Origin of the sequence: Streptomyces sp. NRRL WC-3605, from assembly GCF_001509795.1 — a bacterium.
GTDB lineage: Bacteria > Actinomycetota > Actinomycetes > Streptomycetales > Streptomycetaceae > Streptomyces > Streptomyces viridochromogenes.
In genome coordinates this window covers 63,809-85,359 of sequence record NZ_LLZN01000049.1, presented here as the reverse complement: position 1 = coordinate 85,359, position 21,551 = coordinate 63,809, and the positions used below count along the sequence as shown (strand labels likewise).

The 21,551-nt window shown below is 72.4% G+C and carries 21 protein-coding genes; 13 read left to right on the top strand and 8 right to left on the bottom strand.

The features are described from left to right. Positions 1 to 2: 2 nt before the first annotated feature. Positions 3 to 722 carry a 3-oxoacyl-[acyl-carrier-protein] reductase gene (fabG, locus tag ADL34_RS13560; RefSeq protein WP_062671341.1) on the bottom strand — a complete coding sequence of 240 codons (720 nt, stop codon included), beginning with the start codon at positions 720 to 722 and terminating at the stop codon, positions 3 to 5. Between the two features lie 240 nt (positions 723 to 962). On the opposite strand from fabG, the gene ADL34_RS13555 reads away from it, so the two are divergent. The 3 genes from ADL34_RS13555 to tyrS are packed head-to-tail and all read left to right on the top strand — an operon-like array spanning position 963 to position 5,201. Beyond that, positions 963 to 2,486, top strand: a complete 1,524-nt coding sequence (locus tag ADL34_RS13555; RefSeq protein ID WP_062671339.1) for a TldD/PmbA family protein — start codon at positions 963 to 965, stop codon at positions 2,484 to 2,486. Then, the gene (locus ADL34_RS13550) at positions 2,483 to 3,877 is read left to right on the top strand and encodes a metallopeptidase TldD-related protein (protein ID WP_062671337.1); all 1,395 of its coding nucleotides are present in this window, start codon (positions 2,483 to 2,485) and stop codon (positions 3,875 to 3,877) included. Before ADL34_RS13555 ends, ADL34_RS13550 begins: the two co-directional genes overlap by 4 nt. A 55-nt stretch (positions 3,878 to 3,932) precedes the next feature. Further along, a complete protein-coding gene (tyrS, locus tag ADL34_RS13545; RefSeq protein ID WP_062671335.1) occupies positions 3,933 to 5,201 on the top strand; it encodes a tyrosine--tRNA ligase in 1,269 nt (422 codons plus the stop codon). A 61-nt stretch (positions 5,202 to 5,262) separates the two neighbouring features. Here the strand turns inward: tyrS and ADL34_RS13540 are convergent, their stop codons facing one another. Next, complete coding sequence (locus ADL34_RS13540; protein ID WP_062671333.1) at positions 5,263 to 5,547, bottom strand: GlsB/YeaQ/YmgE family stress response membrane protein; 285 nt, start codon at positions 5,545 to 5,547, stop codon at positions 5,263 to 5,265. 246 nt (positions 5,548 to 5,793) lie between these two features. On the opposite strand from ADL34_RS13540, the gene ADL34_RS13535 reads away from it, so the two are divergent. Both ADL34_RS13535 and ADL34_RS13530 read left to right on the top strand, forming a co-directional pair. Then, the gene (locus tag ADL34_RS13535) at positions 5,794 to 6,192 is read left to right on the top strand and encodes a DUF3099 domain-containing protein (protein ID WP_062671332.1); all 399 of its coding nucleotides are present in this window, start codon (positions 5,794 to 5,796) and stop codon (positions 6,190 to 6,192) included. Positions 6,193 to 6,406: 214 nt separating this feature from the next. Beyond that, positions 6,407 to 6,631 (top strand): hypothetical protein, encoded by a 225-nt coding sequence (locus ADL34_RS13530; protein WP_062671330.1) that lies wholly within the window; start codon positions 6,407 to 6,409, stop codon positions 6,629 to 6,631. A gap of 62 nt (positions 6,632 to 6,693) precedes the next feature. Here ADL34_RS13530 and moaA read toward each other — a convergent pair whose 3' ends face one another. The 4 genes from moaA to ADL34_RS13510 all read right to left on the bottom strand — a co-directional run bounded on the left by moaA (position 6,694) and on the right by ADL34_RS13510 (position 10,260). Continuing rightward, a complete protein-coding gene (gene moaA, locus ADL34_RS13525) occupies positions 6,694 to 7,683 on the bottom strand; it encodes a GTP 3',8-cyclase MoaA (protein WP_062671328.1) in 990 nt (329 codons plus the stop codon). A 151-nt stretch (positions 7,684 to 7,834) separates the two neighbouring features. Next, positions 7,835 to 8,176: a DUF2750 domain-containing protein gene (locus ADL34_RS13520; protein ID WP_234375007.1), complete on the bottom strand. Its 342-nt coding sequence runs from the start codon at positions 8,174 to 8,176 to the stop codon at positions 7,835 to 7,837. Between the two features lie 111 nt (positions 8,177 to 8,287). Next, complete coding sequence (locus ADL34_RS13515; protein WP_062671325.1) at positions 8,288 to 9,907, bottom strand: cation acetate symporter; 1,620 nt, start codon at positions 9,905 to 9,907, stop codon at positions 8,288 to 8,290. After that, positions 9,904 to 10,260 (bottom strand): DUF485 domain-containing protein, encoded by a 357-nt coding sequence (locus tag ADL34_RS13510; protein WP_062671323.1) that lies wholly within the window; start codon positions 10,258 to 10,260, stop codon positions 9,904 to 9,906. Before ADL34_RS13510 ends, ADL34_RS13515 begins: the two co-directional genes overlap by 4 nt. A gap of 366 nt (positions 10,261 to 10,626) precedes the next feature. Between ADL34_RS13510 and ADL34_RS13505 the strand changes: the two genes are divergently transcribed. The 3 genes from ADL34_RS13505 (at position 10,627) to ADL34_RS13495 (ending at position 14,657) form a co-directional block, all read left to right on the top strand. After that, positions 10,627 to 12,171 (top strand): S8 family peptidase, encoded by a 1,545-nt coding sequence (locus ADL34_RS13505; protein WP_062671321.1) that lies wholly within the window; start codon positions 10,627 to 10,629, stop codon positions 12,169 to 12,171. A 23-nt stretch (positions 12,172 to 12,194) separates the two neighbouring features. After that, positions 12,195 to 13,562 (top strand): CoA transferase, encoded by a 1,368-nt coding sequence (locus ADL34_RS13500; protein ID WP_062671319.1) that lies wholly within the window; start codon positions 12,195 to 12,197, stop codon positions 13,560 to 13,562. Between the two features lie 87 nt (positions 13,563 to 13,649). Further along, positions 13,650 to 14,657 (top strand): CopD family protein, encoded by a 1,008-nt coding sequence (locus ADL34_RS13495; RefSeq protein WP_062671317.1) that lies wholly within the window; start codon positions 13,650 to 13,652, stop codon positions 14,655 to 14,657. A 3-nt stretch (positions 14,658 to 14,660) separates the two neighbouring features. On the opposite strand, the gene ADL34_RS13490 is transcribed toward ADL34_RS13495, so the two are convergent. Both ADL34_RS13490 and ADL34_RS13485 read right to left on the bottom strand, forming a co-directional pair. Then, positions 14,661 to 15,704, bottom strand: a complete 1,044-nt coding sequence (locus ADL34_RS13490; protein ID WP_062671315.1) for a zinc-dependent alcohol dehydrogenase family protein — start codon at positions 15,702 to 15,704, stop codon at positions 14,661 to 14,663. 138 nt (positions 15,705 to 15,842) lie between these two features. Next, complete coding sequence (locus ADL34_RS13485) at positions 15,843 to 16,553, bottom strand: VIT1/CCC1 transporter family protein (RefSeq protein WP_062671313.1); 711 nt, start codon at positions 16,551 to 16,553, stop codon at positions 15,843 to 15,845. A 196-nt stretch (positions 16,554 to 16,749) separates the two neighbouring features. On the opposite strand from ADL34_RS13485, the gene ADL34_RS13480 reads away from it, so the two are divergent. From ADL34_RS13480 to ADL34_RS13460, 5 genes are all read left to right on the top strand, one after another. Then, the gene (locus tag ADL34_RS13480; RefSeq protein ID WP_062671397.1) at positions 16,750 to 17,742 is read left to right on the top strand and encodes a DEDDh family exonuclease; all 993 of its coding nucleotides are present in this window, start codon (positions 16,750 to 16,752) and stop codon (positions 17,740 to 17,742) included. Between the two features lie 79 nt (positions 17,743 to 17,821). Further along, positions 17,822 to 18,055: a hypothetical protein gene (locus ADL34_RS13475; protein ID WP_079033591.1), complete on the top strand. Its 234-nt coding sequence runs from the start codon at positions 17,822 to 17,824 to the stop codon at positions 18,053 to 18,055. Positions 18,056 to 18,104: 49 nt separating this feature from the next. Continuing rightward, positions 18,105 to 18,905, top strand: a complete 801-nt coding sequence (locus tag ADL34_RS13470) for an SURF1 family protein (RefSeq protein ID WP_062671311.1) — start codon at positions 18,105 to 18,107, stop codon at positions 18,903 to 18,905. A gap of 84 nt (positions 18,906 to 18,989) precedes the next feature. After that, positions 18,990 to 20,777 carry a glycoside hydrolase family 15 protein gene (locus ADL34_RS13465; protein WP_062671309.1) on the top strand — a complete coding sequence of 596 codons (1,788 nt, stop codon included), beginning with the start codon at positions 18,990 to 18,992 and terminating at the stop codon, positions 20,775 to 20,777. Positions 20,778 to 20,782: 5 nt separating this feature from the next. Further along, positions 20,783 to 21,538, top strand: coding sequence for an SDR family oxidoreductase (locus tag ADL34_RS13460; RefSeq protein ID WP_062671308.1), 756 nt, complete (start codon positions 20,783 to 20,785; stop codon positions 21,536 to 21,538). Positions 21,539 to 21,551 lie beyond the last annotated feature (13 nt).

Here is a 21,551-nt window from a genome sequence, read left to right as displayed (position 1 = left end):
GATCAGTGACCCATTCCCAGTCCGCCGTCAACGGGGATGACGGCTCCAGTGATGTACGAGGCGTCGTCCGAGGCGAGGAACCGCACCGTCGCGGCGATCTCCTCCGGCTGCGCGTAACGGCCGAGCGGGACCTGCGACACGATGTTCGCGCGCTGCTCGTCGGTGAGCACCTTGGTCATGTCGGTGTCGACGAAGCCGGGCGCGACGACGTTGAAGGTGATGCTGCGCGAGCCCAGCTCACGGGCGAGGGAGCGCGCGAAGCCGACCAGGCCGGCCTTGGAGGCGGCGTAGTTGGCCTGGCCGGGACCGCCGAGGAGGCCGACGACCGAGGAGATCAGCACGACGCGGCCCTTCTTGGCGCGCAGCATGCCGCGGTTGGCGCGCTTGACGACCCGGAAGGTGCCCGTGAGGTTGGTGTCGACGACCGAGGTGAAGTCCTCCTCGGACATCCGCATCAGGAGCTGGTCCTTGGTGATGCCGGCGTTGGCGACGAGCACCTCGACGGGCCCGTGCGCGTCCTCGATCTCCTTGTAGGCCTGCTCCACCTGCTCGGTGTCGGTGATGTCGCACCTGACGGCGAGGCAGCCGAGGTCCGTCAGGGCGGCCGGCGGCTCACCCGAGCGGTATGTGATGGCGACCTTGTCGCCGGCTTCGGCGAACATGCGGGCGATGGCGAGGCCGATGCCCCGGTTGCCTCCGGTGACGAGAACCGAGCGGCTCAACGGATCACCCTTTCGATAGGGGTCTGACAGATCCGCCCGGACAGCTGGATGACAGGCGGCTTCTCCGAAAACCTATCGGTCGTGCCTGCGCGGACGACATTCGGGCACCGACAGTGGCTCGGGTGAGTCACTGTCGGGTCTCTACAGAAAGTCGCCGGGTCGAGCCGCAAACGTGTGGTCCCGGGCGCCGCCCGCGCGACATGATCGGTGCCGACAGGTCACGACAGCAGGGAGACCCCCGTGCCCCATACCATCGACGAAGCCTTCACGGCGCTTCCGCTCCGCGCGTTGGCCGACGCGGCCCTGGCACGCGCGCGTGCGCTGGGCGCCGAGCACGCGGACTTCCGGTTCGAGCGGGTGCGCAGCGCCTCGTGGCGGCTGCGGGACGCCCGGCTCGCCGGGTCGTCCGACACCACCGACCTCGGGTACGCGGTGCGGGTCGTGCACGGCGGCACCTGGGGCTTCGCGTCCGGTGTCGACCTCAGCCTGGACGCCGCCGCCAAGGTCGCCTCGCAGGCCGTGGCGATGGCGAAGCTGTCCGCGCAGGTGATCAAGGCGGCCGGCTCCGAGGAGCGGGTGGAGCTCGCCGACGAGCCGGTGCACAGCGAGAAGACCTGGGTCTCGTCGTACGAGATCGATCCGTTCACCGTGCCCGACGAGGAGAAGTCGGGGCTGCTCGCCGAGTGGAGCGGGCGGCTGCTCGCGGCGAACGGCGTCAACCACGTGGACGCCTCGCTGCTCACCGTCCACGAGAACAAGTTCTACGCCGACACGGCCGGCACCGTCACCACCCAGCAGCGCGTACGGCTGCACCCGCAGCTGACGGCCGTCTCGGTGGACGAGTCCAGCGGCGAGTTCGACTCCATGCGCACCATCGCGCCGCCCGTCGGACGTGGCTGGGAGTACCTGACCGGCACCGGCTGGGACTGGGAGTCCGAGCTGGCGCAGATCCCCGAGCTGCTCGCCGAGAAGATGCGCGCGCCGAGCGTGGAGGCCGGGTCGTACAACCTCGTCGTCGATCCGTCGAACCTGTGGCTGACCATCCACGAGTCCATCGGGCACGCCACCGAGCTGGACCGCGCCCTCGGCTACGAGGCCGCCTACGCCGGCACCTCCTTCGCCACCTTCGACCAGCTCGGCAAGCTGCGGTACGGCTCCGATCTGATGAACGTCACCGGTGACCGCACCGCCGAGCACGGCCTCGCGACCATCGGGTACGACGACGAGGGCGTCGCCGGCCAGTCCTGGGACCTGGTGCGCAACGGCACCCTGGTCGGCTACCAGCTGGACCGGCGCATCGCGAAGCTCACCGGGTTCGAGCGCTCCAACGGGTGCGCGTTCGCCGACTCCCCCGGCCGGGTGCCGGTGCAGCGCATGGCCAACGTGTCGCTCCAGCCCGATCCGGCGGGGATGTCGACGGAGGACCTGATCGGCAGCGTGGACCGCGGGATCTACGTGGTCGGCGACCGGTCCTGGTCGATCGACATGCAGCGCTACAACTTCCAGTTCACCGGGCAGCGCTTCTTCCGGATCGAGAACGGCCGGATCACCGGGCAGCTGCGGGACGTCGCCTACCAGGCGACCACCACGGACTTCTGGGGCTCCATGGCGGCCGTCGGCGGCCCCCAGACCTATGTCCTCGGCGGCGCCTTCAACTGCGGCAAGGCCCAGCCCGGGCAGGTCGCGGCGGTGTCGCACGGCTGCCCGTCGGCCCTCTTCAAGGGCGTCAACATTCTGAACACCACGCAGGAGGCCGGCCGATGAGCGCCCGTACCCACAAGCCGCACGAGATCGTCGAGCGGGCCCTGGAGCTGTCCCGGGCGGACGGCTGTGTCGTGATCGCCGACGAGCAGTCCACGGCGAACCTGCGCTGGGCCGGCAACGCCCTCACCACGAACGGCGTCACGCGCGGGCGCACGCTCACCGTCGTCGCGACCGTCGACGGCAAGGAGGGCACCGCCTCCGGTGTCGTCTCCCGGGCCGCGGTGACCGTGGACGAGCTGGAGCCGCTGGTGCGGGCCGCCGAGGCCGCCGCGCGCGCCGCGGGCCCCGCCGAGGACGCGCAGCCGCTGGTGACGGACGTACCGGCGTCGCCGGACTTCACCGACGCGCCGGCGGAGACGTCGTCCACCGTGTTCGCCGACTTCGCCCCGGCGCTCGGCGAGGCGTTCGCACGCGCGCGTGCGGGCGGCCGGGAGCTGTACGGCTTCGCCAACCACGAGCTCGTGTCGACGTACCTGGGCACCTCCACCGGGCTGCGGCTGCGGCACGACCAGCCGAACGGCACGCTGGAGGTGAACGCCAAGTCGCCGGACCGTACCCGCTCGGCGTGGGCGGGCCGCTCCACCCGTGACTTCAAGGACGTCGACCCCACCGCCATGGACGCCGAACTCGCGGTGCGCCTGGGCTGGGCCGAGCGGCGCCTGGAGCTGCCGGCGGGCCGGTACGAGACGCTGCTGCCGCCGACGGCCGTGGCCGACCTGCTGATCTACCAGCTGTGGTCGGCGTCGGGGCGGGACGCGGTGGAGGGCCGTACGGTCTTCTCCCAGCCCGGCGGCCGTACGCGCGTGGGCGAGCGGCTGACGGAGCTGCCGCTGAGCCTGCGCAGCGACCCGAACGAGCCGGGCCTGGAGTCCGCGCCCTTCGTGATCGCCCACTCCTCGGGCGGGGACCAGTCCGTGTTCGACAACGGGCTGCCGCTGACCGCGACCGACTGGATGCACCGGGGCGAGCTGCGGAACCTCACGACCAGCCGGCACAGCGCCGGGCTGACCGGGCTGCCGGTCGCGCCGGGCATCGACAACCTGATCCTCGACGGCGGCGAGGACCGCTCGCTGGAGGAGATGGTCGCGAACACCGAGCGCGGTCTGCTGCTGACCTGCCTGTGGTACATCCGCGAGGTCGACCCGGCGACGCTGCTGCTGACCGGCCTGACCCGGGACGGCGTGTACCTGGTCGAGAACGGCGAGGTGGCGGGCGAGGTCAACAACTTCCGGTTCAACGAGTCGCCGGTGGATCTGCTGGGCCGCGCCACCGAGGCGGGCCGCACCGAGAAGACCCTGCCCAGGGAGTGGAGCGACTGGTTCACCAGGGCGGCCATGCCGGCGCTGCGCGTCCCCGACTTCAACATGAGCTCTGTCAGTCAGGGCGTATAACCTCGTAGGCGGCTGTCACTCGACTGCCCGAGACCATCAAGGAGACACGAGAACCGTGACGGACATCGTCGACGAGCTGAAGTGGCGCGGCGTGATCGCCCTGTCCACCGACGAGGACGCCTTGCGCAAGGCGCTCGCGGACGGTCCCGTCACGTTCTATTGCGGCTTCGACCCGACCGCGGCCAGCCTGCACGTCGGCCACCTCGTCCAGGTGCTCACGATGCGCCGACTCCAGCAGGCGGGCCTGCGCCCGCTGGCGCTCGTCGGGGGCGCCACCGGCCAGATCGGCGACCCCCGCCCGACGGCCGAGCGCACGCTGAACGACCCGCAGACCGTCGCGAACTGGGTGAACCGGCTGCGCGCCCAGATCGAGCCGTTCCTCTCCTTCGAGGGGGACAACGCGGCGACGATGGTGAACAACCTGGACTGGACGGCCGGCCTGTCCGCCATCGAGTTCCTGCGGGACATCGGCAAGCACTTCCGCGTCAACAAGATGCTCACCAAGGACTCGGTCGCCCGCCGGCTCCAGTCGGAGGAGGGCATCAGCTACACGGAGTTCTCCTACCAGCTGCTGCAGGGCATGGACTTCCTGGAGCTGTACCGGCGGTACGGCTGCACGCTCCAGCAGGGCGGCAGCGACCAGTGGGGCAACCTCACGGCGGGCCTGGACCTGATCCACCGGCTGGAGCCGCACGCGCAGGTCCACGCGCTGGCGACACCGCTGATGACCAAGGCGGACGGCACCAAGTTCGGCAAGACCGAGGGCGGCGCCATCTGGCTCGACCCGGAGATGACGACGCCGTACGCGTTCTACCAGTTCTGGCTGAACGCGGACGACCGGGACGTCTCCACGTACCTGCGCATCCTGTCCTTCCGGTCCCGTGAGGAGCTGGAGGAGCTGGAGCGGCAGACCGAGGAGCGGCCGCAGGCCCGGGCGGCGCAGCGTGCGCTGGCCGAGGAGCTGACGACGCTGGTGCACGGTGCAGACCAGACGGCCGCCGTGATCGCCGCGTCGAAGGCGCTCTTCGGTCAGGGCGAGCTGGCGGACCTGGACGACCGGACGCTGGCGGCGGCGCTCTCCGAGGTGCCGCACATCCAGGTCGAGCAGCTCGGCCCGGTGGTCGACCTGTTCGCCGAGGTGGGTCTGGTGGCCAGCAAGTCGGCCGCGCGGCGCACCGTGAAGGAGGGCGGCGCCTACGTGAACAACGTGAAGGTGGCCGGCGAGGACGCGGTCCCCGCGAAGGAGGACCTGCTGCACGGGCGGTGGCTGGTGCTGCGGCGCGGCAAGAAGAACCTGGCGGCGGTCGAGGTCACGGGCGTCTGAGCGACGAGTTACTGCGACGAGGGGCCTCCGTTTCCGCGGGGGCCCCTCGTCGTGTCGGGTCTCAGGCCCGCTCTCTGCCTTTGCGTTTGCCCAGCGTCGCCATGTAGAGCATGTCGCCCACGTACACGATGATCACCGCGGCGACGATCTGGAAGATGTGCCGGCTCCAGTCGATGCCGCGCGTCGACTCGACGCCGAACGCCCGGGCCACGGAGTTGCCGACGATCGCGCCGAGGATGCCGAAGATCGTGGTCAGCCAGAGCGGGCTGTGCTGCTTGCCCGGGATCAGTGCCTTGGCCAGCAGGCCCAGCACGAATCCCACGATGATCGCCCACAACCAGCCCATGGCTGCCTCCTTGTACGGCTCGGGTGGAGCAGTACGGCCAGTCTTGGGCCGGTCGGGGTACGCCGCATGCCGGGCACGACCGTACGTGTGAGGACGCAGACCGTCCGGTCCGGGCACCGGGAGACCCGGTCTCGTAGGCGGCGCAGGCGAGGCGTACGGTGGGAGTTGTCCCGGTCCGGCCCCCCGACCGGCGGTGGACGTGTGAGAGCAGGGGGAGGGTCCGATGCGGGCGGATGGTGGAATCTGATGCGGAAGCTGCATGCGGGCGGCAACGCCGAGGTGTTCCGGATCACCGGAGCCCGGACCGGGCTGCAGGAGGACGTGCGCGGTCGCCAACGCCGCTATGTCATCTCCATGTCGGTCCGCACCCTGTCGGTGATCCTCGCGGCGTCGCTGTGGAACGTCGAACGGCACGTCGCCATCGTGGCGTTGGTGCTCGGGCTGGTCCTGCCGTACATCGCCGTGGTGATCGCCAACGCGGGACGGGAGAACGCGCCGTCGCTCCCGTCGACCTTCGTGGCCATGCCGACGCGTCCCATGATCGATCCGTCGCGGACGAATGACGGTTTCGCGGAACCGTCTCCGGAAGATGTGGCGGGCGCCGCTGGGCCCGGCGGACAAAGCGAACCGCGCGACCGGACGTGATGTCGCGGAGCGTTGCACTCCGGAAGACCGGGGTGCGCCAACCTCAGTAAAACCTCAGATCGATACTGTTGTTCAGGTGCCGGGCGGCGGGTTACCCGTGACATACTTCGTAGGCGCTCCGCATCCCCCGTCGGAGCGACGGACCGACGCCGGGCAGCTCCCCCCGTGGCTGCTCGGCGTCGCCTTTTTGTGCGCAAATCGGTGAGACGAAATCGTGAGTGACGAGACCTTCGAGACCCCTGTCTGTTCCGCCAAGGGCTGCCGTGCCGACGCCCTGTGGGTGCTCGCGTGGAACAACCCGAAGATCCACGCGCCGGAGCGGCGCAAGACGTGGCTGGCGTGCGAGGAGCATCGCGAGCATCTGTCGCAGTTCCTCGGGGTGCGGGGGTTCCTGAAGGACGTCGTGCCGCTGGAGGAGTGGGAGGCGCGGGGGGCCTGAGCCCCGGTCCGCGCCTGCGCCCCTGTCCGCGCCTGGGCCTCTGCCCGGACGCCCGAGGGCCCCTATCCCCCGATGGCGGACATCGGCCGGTCCGGCTGCACGAACGACGGGTCGTCGAGGCCCGCGCCCGCCTTCTTGCCCCACATCGCCAGCCGCCAGATCCGGGCGATCTCCTCGTCCGGCGCCCCGGAGCGCAGGGCCGCGCGCAGGTCGGTCTCCTCGCGGGCGAAGAGGCAGGTGCGGACCTGGCCGTCGGCGGTGAGGCGGGTGCGGTCGCAGGCCGAGCAGAAGGGGCGGGTGACGGAGGCGATCACGCCGACGACGTGCGGCCCGCCGTCCACGATCCACCGCTCGGCGGGGGCCGAGCCCCGCTTCTCCGCGCCCTCCTCGGTCAGCTCGAAGCGGGTGCGCAGGGAGGTGAGGATGTCCCCGGCGGTGATCATGCCGTCGCGCTTCCAGCCATGCTGGGCGTCCAGGGGCATCTGCTCGATGAAGCGCAGCTCGTAGTCGTGCTCGACGGCCCAGGCGAGCAGGTCGGGGGCCTCGTCGTCGTTCAGGCCCGGCATCAGCACGGAGTTGACCTTGACCGGGGTGAGGCCGGCCTCGCGGGCGGCGTACAGGCCCTCCAGGACGTCCTTGTGGCGGTCCCGGCGGGTGAGGGTCTTGAAGACGTCGGGGCGCAGGGTGTCGAGGGAGACGTTGACCCGGTCGAGACCGGCGGCCTTCAGGGCGGGGGCGGTGCGCTTGAGACCGATGCCGTTCGTCGTCAGGGACATCCGGGGGCGGGCGTCCAGGGCGGCGACCCGCTCCACGATGCCGACGAGTCCGGGGCGCAGGAGGGGCTCACCGCCGGTGAAGCGGACCTCCTCTATGCCGAGCGAGGTGACGGCGATGTCGATGAGCCGCACGATCTCGTCGTCGGTCAGCAGATCGGGCTTGGCCAGCCACTGCAGGCCCTCCTCGGGCATGCAGTACGTGCACCGCAGATTGCAGCGGTCGGTCAGCGAGACCCTCAGGTCGGTGGCCACCCGGCCGTAGGTGTCGATGAGCACGTGGGCCCCCTCCTGGTCATGACCAGTTCTCGACGTACGTCCGTCTCCTGCGAGCCTACGTGACCGCACGGACAGTGACACGGGTCCGATCCCACGACGTGGGACGGGGCGGGTGGTAGGGACGTACGAGGCGGTGCCGGACGGCGGGCCGCTACCCGTCGTACGGCGGCTCGGCGAGGGCGTGCGCGAGCCGGTCGACCACGTCGGCGACGGTGAAGTCCCATCCGGTCAGGCGCGGCCCGCTCCAGTTGATCCCCACCCTCAGGTCGTCCTCGGCGAGATCCGGCAGGGCGGCGCCCCGCCAGTGGTCGAGCGGCATCGGGACAGCCCGGAACGCGGGCCCCCACAGCTGGGCGGCGCGCTGCGCGCGGGCCTCCGACGACCAGTAGGGGAAGGTGGGCCGCCCGGAACTCGAGACCGGAATCGGACTGCCGTCGTCGTCCCGGACCCACCAGACGGTCCTGCTCGGCTGCCGCCAGGGCCCGCCACTCACCCGCCCCCAGGGCATGTCCTGAACTCACGGCTTCCCTGCTTCCACTCATCTCCGGCACGCCGAGCGGCCACGCCGCACATCATGCGACGTGGCCGCCCAGGGGGAACAGGATCAGTGGGCGCCCGTGCCCGTCAGGGAGCGGACTTCCAGTTCCGCGTACTTGCCGGCGTCCGGTTCCTCCTTGGAGAGGATCGTGCCGAGCCAGCCCATCAGGAAGCCGAACGGGATGGAGATGATGCCGGGGTTCTTCAGCGGGAACCAGGCGAAGTCGACGTCCGGGAACATCGCCTTCGGGTCGCCGGAGACGACGGGTGAGAAGAGCACCAGGCCGACGGCGACGATCAGACCGCCGTAGATCGACCACAGGGCGCCCTGGGTGGTGAACCTCTTCCAGAACAGGCTGTAGAGGATCGTCGGGAGGTTGGCGGAGGCCGCGACCGCGAAGGCCAGGGCGACCAGGCCGGCGACGTTGAGGTCGCGGGCCAGGGCGCCGAGCAGGATGGAGACGGCGCCGATGCCGATGGTGGCGAGGCGGGCGGCCCTGACCTCCTCCTTCTCCGTGGCGGTGCCCTTCTTGATGACGTTCGCGTAGATGTCGTGCGCGAACGACGAGGACGACGCCAGGGTGAGGCCGGCGACCACCGCGAGGATCGTCGCGAAGGCGACCGCCGAGATGGTGGCGAGCAGGATGGCACCCCAGGCCGAGTCGACGCCGCCCAGATGCAGCGCGAGCAGCGGGGCCGCCGTGTTGCCGGACGGGTTGGACGCGATGATCTCGTCCTGGGAGATCAGCGCGGCCGCGCCGAAGCCGAGGGCGATGGTCATCAGGTAGAAGACGCCGATGATGCCGATGGCCCAGTTCACGGACTTACGGGCGGCCTTGGCGTTGGGCACCGTGTAGAAGCGGATCAGGATGTGCGGCAGACCCGCGGTGCCGAGGACCAGGGCGATGCCCAGGGAGAGGAAGTCCAGCTTGGAGGTGCCGTTGGCGCCGTACTGCAGGCCGGGCTCCAGGAAGGCGGCGCCCTTGCCGCTGTTGTCGGCGGCCTTGCCCAGCAGGTCGGAGATGTTGAAGTCGAACTTCAGCAGCACCAGGAAGGTGATCAGGATGGTGCCGCCGATGAGCAGCACGGCCTTCACCATCTGGACCCAGGTCGTGCCCTTCATGCCGCCGATGGAGACGTAGACGATCATCAGCAGGCCGACGAGGGCGACGATGAGGATCTTGCCCGCGTCGGAGGTGATGCCGAGCAGCAGCGAGACCAGCACGCCGGCGCCGGCCATCTGCGCCAGCAGGTAGAAGATCGACACGACGATCGTGGAGGTGCCGGCGGCGGTGCGGACGGGCCGCTGGCGCATCCGGTACGCGAGCACGTCACCCATCGTGTAGCGGCCGGAGTTCCTGAGCGGCTCCGCCACCAGGAGCAGCGCGACCAGCCAGGCCACCAGGAAGCCGATGGAGTAGAGGAAGCCGTCGTAGCCGAAGATCGCGATGGCGCCGGCGATGCCGAGGAAGGACGCGGCGGACATGTAGTCGCCGGAGACGGCGAGGCCGTTCTGGAAGGCGCTGAACGACCGGCCGCCGGCGTAGAAGTCGGCGGCGTCCTTGGTCTGGCGGCCGGCCCAGACGGTGATGAAGAGGGTCGCGACCACGAAGAGCGCGAACAGGGTGATGATCAGCGTCCGGTGCTCGCTGGCCTCGTTGGCCGCGAGGGTCATCGCGGGGCTCATGCGCCGCCCTCCATACGTGTCTTGATGGCCTCGGCCTTGGGGTCGAGCTTGGCGTTCGCGTGCCGCGCGTACCACCAGGCGATGAGGAACGTGGTGACGAACTGGGCGATTCCGAAGACGAACGCGACGTTGATGTTGCCGACCAGCTTGGTGCCCATGAAGCCGCCCGCGTAGTTGGACAGCAGGACGTACAGCAGGTACCAGACGATGAAGGCGACCGTCAGCGGAAAGGCGAAGGAGCGGTAGGAGCTGCGCAGTTCGGCGAACTCCGCACTCTGCTGCACCTCGGTGAACTCCTCGGTGGTGGGGAGCCGATGGGTCTCTTTCGAGGGGGGCGGTGCGTCGGTGGCCACGGAGTCTCCTCGCGTTGCGGGCGCTGGTGCGGCGGTGGACGGGGGCGGTTCGGGCGTCGGGGGCGGCGTGGGTTCGGACATGACGGCTCTGTCTTTCGCAGTGACATGGATCACGTGACCGGCTGGCGATGGTAGGGCCACGGCGAGTGATCCAAAAGGGGGCACGACCGGGCTCGCGCCTCCTGCCCAAGGTCACGGCGCCGCGTGAGGACCGGTTCAACTCCCGCTGCTTCTTTCCGAAGATGCCGCGTCCGGATTGCTGGCCAGGGAGTTCGGGGATAGCTTCGGGCTGCACCACTCGTCATGTACCTGCCCGGGCGTCATCCGTGTCCCGGGCCGTTCCGTTCCGGATGATGTGGAGATCCCATGACTCATCTGCGGTCCAGACGCCGTCTCGGCCTCGCGGTCCCGCTGGTCCTCTCGCTGACCGCCACGCTCGGCTTCCTGCCGACGGCGTCGTCCGCGGCCCCGCAGGCGGAGCCCACCGCTCAGGCCGCGGACGCGTCCTCCCTGGCGTATGTCGTCAACACCAGGACGGACCACCGCACGATCGAGTCCGTGAAGAAGGCGATCCGGGCGGCGGACGGCACCGTGGTCGCCGCGTACGACCGGATCGGTGTCATCGTCGTCCACTCGGCGAATCCCGAATTCGCCCGCACGATACGGGCGGTGCGCGGCGTGCAGTCCGCGGGAGCCACCCGTACGGCGCCGCTGACCGCCGCCGGCACGACGGACGAGGGGCCGGTCGAGCCCCTGACGAAGCAGCAGGCCGCGAAGATCGCGGGCACCGCCAAGACGACCACGAGCGGCGCCGAGGGCACCCCGGAGCCGCTGGAGGCGGACCAGTGGGACCTGCGGGCGATCGGCGCCGACAAGGCCGCGCTCATCAACCCGGGCAGCCGCAAGGTGACCGTCGCCGTGATCGACACCGGCGTCGACGACACCCACCCGGACCTCGCCCCGAACTTCTCCGCCTCCCAGTCGGCCAACTGCGTCGGCGGCAAGGCGGACACCAGCGAGGGCGCCTGGCGGCCGTACACCAGCGGGGACTACCACGGCACCCATGTGGCCGGTGAGATCGCCGCCGCCCGCAACGGAGTCGGCGTGGCCGGTGTGGCGCCCGGCGTCAAGGTGGCCGGCATCAAGGTGAGCGACCCGGCCAGCGGGCTGTTCTACCCGGAGAACGTCGTCTGCGCCTTCGTGTTCGCCGCCGACCACGGCGTGGAGATCACGAACAACAGCTACTACGTCGACCCGTGGATGTACAACTGCAAGGCCGACCCGGACCAGAGGGCCATCGTGGACGCGGTGAACCGCGCCCAGCTGTACGCCCAGCACAAGGGCACCCTGCACGTCGCCTCGGCGGGCAACAGCAACCACGACCTGGCCTCGGACGCCATCGAGGACACCTCCAGCCCCAACGACACCACCCCGGGCCCGCGCACCGTCGACCCGTCGGTGTGCCTCGACATCCCGACGCAGCTGCCGGGTGTCGTGACGGTCAGCGCGACCGGCGTCCAGAACCTCAAGTCGTACTACTCGTCCTACGGCCACCGGGTCGTCGACGTGGCCGCGCCCGGCGGTGACGGCCGCTACCAGGTGCCGGACACCCCGTCGAAGAACGGGCGCATCCTGTCCACGCTGCCGGAGGGCGGCTACGGCTACCTCCAGGGCACCTCGATGGCCTCCCCGCACACCGCGGGCGTCGCCGCACTGCTGAAGTCCCGCTACCCGAAGGCGACTCCGGCCCAGCTGAGGGCCCTGCTGAAGGCCCAGGCGGACAACCCGGGCTGCCCGGCGTCGTACGACCAGGACGGCAACGGCACCCAGGACGCGCTGTGCGAGGGCGGCAAGCGGCTCAACGGCTTCTACGGAGCCGGCATCGTCGACGCCCTGGACGCCGTCGACTGAGCCGTATGGCGCATAGTGCGGTCATGACCGCACTGGAATCCGCCTGGTCGGCGGTGGGCGGCGACGCCGCCCTGCTCGAACGCGTCACGGCCGTGGTGCGGGAGGGCGCGCTCACCGCGCGCCTTCCCGTGCGGGAGGCGGCGCGCGCCTGTGTGGGCGCGTGCGCCCTGGCCGCCGCGGAGGCGGGGGCCCGGCGGGCCGGTCTCGCCGGGGTGCCCGCCGTACGGCTGGACGACGGCGCGATCGCCACGGCGTTCGTCAGCGAACGGCATCTGCTGGTCGACGGGCGCGCGCCGGTCTGGTTCGCGCCGCTGTCCAGGTTCTGGCCGGCCGCCGACGGCTGGGTGCGCACCCACGCCAACTATCCGCACCACCGGGCCGCTCTGACGGCCGCGCTGGGCGTCTCCGGGGAGGACCCGGACGCCGTGGCCGCGGCCGTCGCCGAGCGGCCCGCGCGCGAGGTGGAGGACGCCGTGTACGCCGCCGGCGGTCTCGCGGTGGCGCTGCGCACGCCGGCGGAGTGGGCGGCGCACGAGCAGGCGGCCGAGGTGGCCCGGCGCCCGCTGGTCGGACGGGAGCGGACGACCCCGGCACGCGCGCGTGCCCTCCCGCCGCTCGACGGCACTCCCCTGCTGCCCGCCGCCGGGGTGCGGGTCCTGGACCTGACGCGGGTCATCGCGGGACCGGTCGCGACCCGCACCCTCGCGCTGCTCGGCGCCGACGTCCTGCGCCTGGACGCGCCGCGGCTTCCCGAACTGGCCGACCAGCACACCGACACGGGCTTCGGCAAACGCTCGGCGCTGCTGGACGCGGCGGTGGACCGGGGCGCCCTGGAGGAGCTGCTGTCGGCGGCGGACGTGGTCGTCACCGGGTACCGGCCCGGCGCCCTGGACCGGCTCGGGCTGTCGGCGCGGGCGCTGGCCGAGCGCTGGCCGGGACTGGTGGTGGCGGAGCTGTCGGCGTGGGGCGCGTACGGCCCCTGGGGCGGGCGGCGCGGGTTCGACAGCCTCGTCCAGGTCGCCACCGGGATCGCGGTGACCGAGGGGTCGGCCGAGCGGCCGGGCGCCCTGCCGGCGCAGGCCCTCGACCACGGCACGGGCTATCTGCTGGCGGCGGCCGTGCTGCGGGCGCTGACCGACCGGGGCGAGGACGGGTACGGCTCCCGCCTGAGCCTGTCGCTGGCCCGTACGGCACACTGGCTGACCCATGAGCTGGGTCCGGGCCCGGCCGGGGACACGGTGTACGACTCCGCGGACGCCTGGCTCGCCGAGCGGGACAGCCCGCTGGGGCGGCTGCGGTACGCCCTGCCGCCGCTCTCCTTCGAGGGCGGTCCGCGCGACTGGGCGCGGCCTGCGGGGGTGTGGGGCGCCGATCCGGCCAGGTGGCTGTGAACACCGGGGACGGAACGGCGGAATGGTCTTCCGTCAGTTCTTTTCCGGCGCTTGTGCGCCTCTGCGATGTTTTGTGAAGATCTCGAGGTGACGTTGACGAGATCCTCGACCGGCATACCCGAGGGGGGCGGACCCCGGCCCCGCCCCGGCGTGGGCCGGGCCGTCGCCGTACTGGTCCTGGTCGCCGCGGCCGCGGGCGTCCCGCTGCTCGGGCCGTCCGCCGCGCTGCACGGCACCGGGGAGGCGGCAGCGCCCGGCACGGCCGGGATCGGGCTGCTGCGCACGGTGCTGTTCGCGGCGCTGTGCGCCCCGCTGGGCGAGCTGTTCGTACGGCGGCTGGTGCGGTCGGTGCCGGGGACGCCGCCGGCCCTGCCGAGGAGCTGGGCGCCGTACGCCGCCGCCGTGGGTTTCGTCGCGGCCCTCGGGCTGGCATCGGTCGTCTCCACCGGGAACCTGGTGCCGCACAGCCCCGCCGACCTCGACGTGGGCGGGCTCTACGCCACGCGTGACGGCAAACTCGCGCTCCTGGAGGTCAACGCGTTCGTGGTGGCCGGGCTGTGCGCGGTGTCGGGCCGGCCCGGCACCCAGGTGTGGCCGCTGGGCGCGCTGGTGGTCGCCGAGGCGCTGCGCGCCCACCCCACCACCGAGTACGACCCGCTGCTCGGCTCCGCGCTGACGCTGGTCCATCTGACCTGCGCCTCGCTGTGGGTGGGTGGGCTGCTGTACGTCCTGCGGACGCTGCGCGGCCGGGGTGCCGGGGATGCGGGCGCTGCCCTGCTCGGGCTGTACGCGCGCGTGGCGGCCGCGCTGCTCGTCGCCCTGACGGCCACCGGGGTGTGCAGTTCGCTGCGCCGGATGCCGGCGGAGACGATCCTGACGCAGCTCACGGAGACGGCCTACGGGCGGGCCCTGCTGGCGAAGGTGATCCTGATGGTCGTCGTCGCCGGGCTGGCGCTGTGGGCCCGGATCCGGCTGCGCCGCGCCGCCGATCCGCTGACGGCGTGCACGCCCGCGCGTGCCGAGGTCGTCGCGCTGGCCGGGGTGGTCGCGCTGTCGGGGCTGCTGACGGCGCTGCCGGTGCCGATCCGCTGGTGAGCGTCAGGGCGTGACCATGACCTTCAGGGCGGTGCGCTCGTCCATCGCCCGGTAGCCGTCCGGGACGCCGTCCAGGCCGACGGTCAGGTCGAAGACGGGCGACGGGTCGATCGTGCCGTCCAGGACGTCGGGCAGCAGCTCCGGGATGTAGGTGCGCACCGGGGCGACACCGCCGCGCAGGGCGATGTTGCCGTCGAACATGACACTGAGGTCGAGGCCGGTGCCGCTGCCGTGCGGCACGCCGACGAACCCGATGGCGCCGCCGTCGCGGGTGACGCCGACGGCGGTCCGCATGGACTGCTCGGTGCCGACGGCCTCGACGACGGCGTGCGCGCCCTGGCCGCGGGTGAGTTCGCGGACGGCCTCGACCGCCGCGTCGCCGCGCTCGGCGACGACGTCGGTGGCGCCGAAGCGGCGGGCGATGTCGGTGCGGACGGGGTGCCGGCCGAGGGCGATGATCCGTTCGGCGCCGAGCCGGCGGGCGGCGAGCACCGCGCACAGACCGACGGCGCCGTCGCCGACGACGGCGACCGTGGCGCCCGGCCGGGCGCCCGCGCCCAGGGCGGCGTGGTGGCCGGTGCCGAGGACGTCGGAGAGGGTCAGCAGGGCCGAGAGCAGGCGGTCGTCGGAGGCCGCGTCCCCGGGCAGCCGGACGAGGGTGGCGTCGGCGAACGGCACCCGGACGGCCTCGCCCTGGCCGCCGTCGGAGCCGACGGAGCCCCAGAAGCCGCCGTGCTCGCAGGAGGTGGTGAGGCCCTCGCGGCAGTAGTCGCAGACGCCGTCGGACCACATGAAGGGGGCGACGACGAGGTCGCCGCGCCGCAGCCCGCTCACCTCGGAACCGGTCTCCTCGACGAGGCCGAGGAACTCGTGGCCGATGCGCTGCCCCGGCCGGCGGGCCGACTCGCCCCGGTAGGCCCACAGGTCGCTGCCGCAGATGCAGGCGCGCAGCACCCGGACCACGGCGTCCGTGGGCTCCTGCACGGCGGCGTCGGGCACGTCCTGGACCCGCATGTCGAAGGGGGCGTGGATCGTGGTGGCTCGCATGACGAGGGTCCTTCTCGTGGGGGCGTCGCGTGTCCGGGGTGGGCGCCCGGGATGACCGGGCGCGCATCTCACCGTACGTCCCGGTCACCGGCCGGCGCGCTTCGGGGAGCGACTCCCGACGTGCCGTCACCTGGTCGTCTACACCCCGGCGACGTCCAGCGCGCTGCCCGCCGCGTAGGTGACGGCCATCGCCAGGGCGCCGCCCGCCATGTTCCGCAGGACGGCCCGGCCGGGGGCGGCGGCGCCGAGGCGGGCGCTGCTCCAGCCGGTCAGGGTGAGGGCGGCCAGGACGGAGGCGACGGTGACGGCCAGCCGGGTGTCGGCCGGGGGCAGCACCATCGCCAGCAGCGGCAGCAGCGCGCCGGCCGTGAACGCCAGGAAGCTCGCCCACGCCGCGTGCCAGGGGTTGGTCAGCGCGTCCGGGTCGATGCCGAGCGCCACGCGCGCGTGGGCCCGCAGGGCGTCCCGCTCCGTCAGCTGGACCGCGGCCTCGCGCGCCACCTCGTGCGACAGCCCCCGGCGCCGCAGGAGGTCCGCCAGCGCCTCCAGTTCCTCCTGCGGACGCTCTTTCAGCTCGCGCCGCTCCTGGGCGAGCGCGGCCCGCTCCGAGTCGCGCTGGGTGGAGACGGACACGTACTCCCCCGCCGCCATGGACATCGATCCGGCGAGGAGTCCGGCGAGGCCCGCCGTGAGCAGGGCCGGGCGGGTGTCGGTCACACCGGCCACGCCGACGACGAGGCCGGCCGTGGACACGATGCCGTCGTTGGCACCGAGGACGGCCGCGCGCAGCCAGTTCAACCGCTCCCCCAGGGCGCCCCGGTGGGCCTGGTCGCGCTTCGCTTCGGTCATATGGGGAGGATCGCACCGCCGGGGACATCGGGGACGTACCGACGCTCCAGGGGTGGCCGGCGGGTCGCCGGGGCCAGCCAACACCGTGTCCGTGCCGTCCGGTTGGCGCCCGTCTGTTCGCCGGGCCCGAACAGGCGGGCGGGGCAGGGCACCTGAGGGCCGGCGGTGTCAGTCCCGGGCCGTATCCTCAGTGACCATGCTCGAAGACCCGACGACCACAGCGTCCTCCCCCGCTGCGTGGCCGGCCGCGTATCCGCAGGGATACGCGGTCGTTGACGTGGAGACCACCGGCCTCGCCCGGGACGACCGGATCATCTCCGCGGCCGTCTACCGGCTGGACGCGCTCGGCGAGGTCGAGGACCACTGGTACACGCTGGTCAATCCGGAGCGGGACCCGGGGCCCGTCTGGATCCACGGTCTGACGAGCGAGACCCTGGAGGGCGCCCCTCTCTTCGCGGACATAGCCGAGGAGTTCGCGGCCCGGCTCGACGGGCGGGTGCTCGTCGCGCACAACGCCGTCTTCGACTGGCAGATGATCGCCCGGGAGTACGCGCGCGCCGAGCGGCGGGCGCCGGTCCGGCAGCGGCTGTGCACCATCGCGCTGTCCAAGGAGCTGGGCCTGCCCCTGCCCAACCACAAGCTGGCGACGCTGGCCGCGCACTTCGGCGTCGTGCAGCGCCGGGCGCACCACGCGCTGGACGACGCGCGGGTGCTGGCGGAGGCGTTCCGGCCGAGCCTGCGGGCCGCGGCGGCGGGCAGCGTGCGGCTGCCGCTCCAGGAGTGCCTGCCGCTGACGGAGTGGCGGGACACGGCGGTGCCCCGGATCGGCCGGCAGCCGGGCGGCTCCGCCGGCTACCGCCCGACGAGCTGGCGTCCGTCCCGCAAGCGGCCCGCCTGCCCCCACCCGAACCCGGGGCGCTACCAGGAGGGCGGGCGCCTCAAGCAGGGGATGCGGGTCGCCTTCTCCGGGGACACGTCGACCGAGCGCGACCTGCTGGAGGACCGGGCGGTCGACGCCGGGCTCCATGTGTCGACGAGCCTGTCCCGGCTCACCAGCCTGCTCGTCACGAACGACCCGGACTCGGGCACCTCGAAGGTGCTCAAAGCGCGGCAGTACGGGACGCCGGTGGTGGACGAGGCGGCGTTCGGTCAGCTCCTGGAGGACGTGGAACCGGCCACGGAGGGGTGACCGTACGGACGGGTGATTGACGCGCGACTCGCCCGGAGCCCTCTCGCCCGCGCCGCGGCGGGGGCCCACCCTGTGGCCCATGGCGACATGTGAAGTGTGCGGAAACGACTACGGCATGACCTTCGAGGTGCACGCGCAGGGCGCGGTGCACGTCTTCGACTGCTTCTCCTGTGCGATCCACCGCATGGCACCCATCTGCGAGCACTGCCGTGTGCAGATCATCGGGCAGGGGGTCGAGGTCGACGGCAACTGGTACTGCGGCGCGCACTGCGCCCGCGCGGAGGGAAAGGCGGGCATCGTCGACAAGGTGTGACCCGGTACCCGCGTGAAAGCACCCCTCGACCGAGTTGTACGGTCGTGGGGTGTACCGCTTCCTGTTGTCCCGGCAGTGGGTGATCCTCACGCTGATCGCCCTGCTCCTCATCCCCACGATGATCAGGCTGGGCTTCTGGCAGATGCACCGCTACGAGGAGCGCGCCGCCCGCAACGACCTGGTCGCCGCCGCCCTCGACGCGAAGCCGGTGCCGGTGGAGCGGCTGACCTCACCGGGGCACTCCGTGACCACCGGGCAGCGCTACCGCACCGTGACCGCCGTGGGCCGCTTCGACCCCGGCCACGAGGTGGTCGTCCGGCGGCGCGTCAACTCCGACGACAAGGTCGGCTTCCACGTCCTGACCCCGTTCGTGCTGACCGACGGCCGGGTGCTGCTGGTCAACCGCGGCTGGATCCCGGCCGACGGCCCCAGCCAGACGGCCTTCCCGAAGATCCCCGCTCCGCCGGGCGGCCGCATCACCGTCTCGGGCCGGCTGATGCCCGACGAGACGACCGAGGCCAGCGGCATCAAGGACCTCAAGGGCCTGCCCGACCGCCAGATCATGCTGATCAGCAGCGAGCAGGAGGCCCGGCGCCTGGACGCCCGGGTGCTCGGCGGCTACATCGTGCAGACGGCGCCCGAGCCGCAGGGCGACCGCCCCGAGCCGGTCGGCCCGCCCGGCGACGAGAACGCCGCGCTGAACTACGCGTACGCCCTGCAGTGGTGGCTGTTCGCCGCGGGCGTCCCGCTGGGCTGGTTCGTCCTGGCCCGCCGTGAGGCGCGGGAACGGGCGGCGGGCGCGGCGGAGCCGGCCGAGGCGGAGCCGGTCGCCGCGGCACCGACGGCCTGACGGCCCGGCCGCCGGCTGTGGCGCCGGTCACTCCCGGGGCTCCCGCCTGATTGGCGGTGTGATCCCCGGGGAATCCGCACTTGCGTGCACCCCCGCATCGAGGACTACGCCCTGATCGGCGACGAGCAGACGGCGGCCCTGGTCGGCAGGGACGGTTCGGTCGACTGGCTGTGTCTGCCCCGGTTCGACTCGGCCGCCTGCTTCGCCAAGCTGCTCGGCGACGAGGACAACGGCCACTGGCGGATCGCCCCGAAGGGCGTCGACGGCCCCTGCACCCGCCGCGCCTACCGCCAGGACACCCTGGTGCTGGACACCGAGTGGGAGACCGCCGACGGCGCGATCCGGGTCACCGACCTGATGCCCCAGCGTGACGAGGCTCCCGACGTCGTGCGCATCGTCGAGGGGCTGCGCGGCCGGGTCACCGTGCACAGCACCCTGCGGCTGCGCTTCGACTACGGCGCCGTGATGCCCTGGGTGCGCGAGTCGCACGGGCACCGGGTGGCCGTCGCCGGCCCGGACTCGGCCTGGCTGCGCAGCGAACCGCAGGTGCGCACCTGGGGCGAGGACTTCGGCACCCACGCGGAGTTCACCGTCGAGGAGGGGGAGAAGGTCGCGTTCGTCCTGACCTGGCACCCCTCGCACCAGCCGCGCCCGGCGCTCGTCGACCCGTACGAGGCGCTGGAGGCCAGCGTCCGGGACTGGCGCGCCTGGGTGGAGCAGTGCCACTACGACGGCCCCTACCGCGAGGCCGTGGTCCGCTCCCTGATCACGCTGAAGGCCCTCACCTACCGGCCCACCGGCGGGATCGTCGCCGCCGCCACGACCTCGCTGCCGGAGGAGATGGGCGGGGTGCGCAACTGGGACTACCGCTACTGCTGGCTGCGCGACTCCACCCTCACGCTGAACGTCGGCCTGTCGGCGGGCTACCGGGAGGAGGCCGAGGCCTGGCGCGACTGGCTGCTGCGGGCGGTCGCCGGCGATCCGGCCGACCTGCAGATCATGTACGGCCTGGCCGGTGAGCGGCGGCTGCCCGAGTTCGAGGTGCCCTGGCTGTCCGGCTTCCAGGGCTCCGCGCCCGTACGCATCGGCAACGAGGCGGTCAACCAGCTCCAGCTCGACGTGTACGGCGAGGTCATGGACACCCTGGCGCTGGCCCGTAAGGCGGGACTGCCCACCGAGCCGCACATGTGGGCGATCCAGGTGGCCCTGGTGGAGTGGCTGCGCGAGCACTGGCGGCAGCCCGACGAGGGGTTGTGGGAGGTGCGGGGCGGCCGCCGGCACTTCGTGCACTCCAAGGTGATGGTGTGGGTGGCCGCGGACCGGGCGGTGCGCACCCTGGAGCACAACCCGAGCCTCCATGGCGACCTGGAGGGCTGGCGCGCGTTCCGCGACGAGGTGCACCGGGAGGTGTGCGAGCGGGGCTACGACGCCGAACGCAACACCTTCACCCAGTCCTACGGCTCCCGGGAGCTGGACGCCGCCGTGCTGCTCATCCCGCGCGTGGGCTTCCTTCCGCCGGACGATCCGCGGGTCATCGGCACCATCGACGCGGTCCGCGCCGAGCTGAGCCACGACGGGCTGCTGCGCCGCTACGGCACCGAGGGACAGTCGGTCGACGGGCTGCCCGGCGGCGAGGGCGCGTTCCTCGCCTGCTCGTTCTGGCTGGCGGAGGCGCTGCACATGGCGGGCCGCGCCAAGGAGGCGCGCGAGCTGTTCGACCATCTGGTGGGCCTCGCCAACGACGTGGGCCTGCTGGCCGAGGAGTACGACCCGGTCGCCGGGCACCAGCTGGGCAACTTCCCGCAGGCCTTCAGTCACATCGGTCTGGTGAACACCGCCCTCGCCCTGTCCGGGGACGGCGGGGCAGGATAGGGACCATGGATCTTGGACTGAAGGACCGGGTGTACGTCGTCACGGGTGCCACGCGCGGCCTGGGCAACGCGACGGCACGGGAGCTCGTGGCCGACGGGGCGAAGGTCGTCCTGACCGGCCGGGACGAGGAGCGGGTCGCCGCGGCCGCCGCCGAACTGGGGCCCAACGCGGTCGGCGTGGCCGTGGACAACGCCGACCCCGGCGCTCCGGAACGGCTCGTCGCCGCCGCGCGCGAGGCGTTCGGCCGCTTCGACGGCGTCCTCGTGAGCGTCGGCGGCCCGCCCGCCGGGTTCGTCGCGGACAACACGGACGAGCAGTGGCAGGCGGCGTTCGAGTCGGTGTTCCTGGGCGCGGTCCGGCTGGCGCGCGCGGCGGCGGCCGAGCTCGACGAGGGCGGGGTCATCGGGTTCGTGCTGTCGGGCTCGGTGCACGAGCCGATCCCGGGGCTGACCATCTCCAACGGGCTGCGGCCGGGTCTCGCCGGATTCGCGAAGTCCCTCTCCGACGAGCTGGGGCCGCGCGGCATCCGCGTGGTGGGGCTGCTGCCGGCGCGGATCGACACCGACCGGGTGCGGGAGCTGGACGCCCTGTCCGCCGACCCGGAGGCCACCCGGGCGGCGAACGAGTCCCGCATCCCGATGCGCCGCTACGGCCGTCCGGAGGAGTTCGGGCGGGCGGCGGCGTTCCTGCTGTCGCCGGCCGCGTCCTATCTGACGGGGATCATGCTGCCGGTGGACGGCGGGATGCGGCACGGGTTCTGAGCGGCGTGCGGGC